This window comes from Mesorhizobium sp. M2A.F.Ca.ET.042.01.1.1, from assembly GCF_003997405.1.
Taxonomy (GTDB): Bacteria; Pseudomonadota; Alphaproteobacteria; order Rhizobiales; family Rhizobiaceae; genus Mesorhizobium.
In genome coordinates this window covers 1-558 of record NZ_RZRX01000636.1, presented here as the reverse complement: position 1 = coordinate 558, position 558 = coordinate 1, and the positions used below count along the sequence as shown (strand labels likewise).

At 69.9% G+C, this 558-nt stretch carries 2 pseudogenes; one reads left to right on the top strand and one right to left on the bottom strand.

Features of this window, described 5'->3' with window-relative positions:
* A pseudogene (locus EOA23_RS35305) lies at window positions 1–240 on the bottom strand (glycosyltransferase family 2 protein); the annotation flags it as partial.
* On the opposite strand from EOA23_RS35305, the pseudogene EOA23_RS35300 reads away from it, so the two are divergent.
* Window positions 235–558, top strand: a pseudogene (locus tag EOA23_RS35300) (glycosyltransferase family 2 protein); the annotation flags it as partial. The pseudogenes EOA23_RS35305 and EOA23_RS35300 sit on opposite strands and share 6 nt — an antisense overlap.

Genomic DNA, 558 nt, shown 5'->3' with positions numbered 1-558 from the left:
GGGCACATATTCCACCGCCATGCCGGCGAGCATCGCCCGCACCAGATAATCCGTGTCCTCGGCCGAACGCAGCGCCCCGCCGGCGCCGAAGCGCTCGTCGAAGGGGCCGATACGGGCGGCGACGGCGCGGTGCATGGTCATGTTGCAGCCGAGCACGAAGCCGCCCGGATGGACGGCGGGCGTCAACCGCTCGCGCTCGTCGCAGCGCTTGATGGTGAAGGGCAGGTCCAGCGCGTCGCCGCCCGTATCGGCCCCTTCGACGAGCGCTTCGGCGCCGGCGGGGCGCTGCGTTCGGCCGAGGACACGGATTATCTGGTGCGGGCGATGCTCGCCGGCATGGCGGTGGAATATGTGCCCGACATGACGATCTTCCACCATCACGGACGGCGCGACCGCGCGGCGATCGACCGGCTGCACCGCGACTATCATTTCGGCAACGGCGCGCTGTTGCTGAAGCATTTTCGCCGCGCGCCCTGGCTGCTGCGCCATTTCTACTGGGCGGCTCGGGCGGCCATGCGCGAGCTCGTCGGCGGGCCGCGCTTCGACCAGGATCTCAAC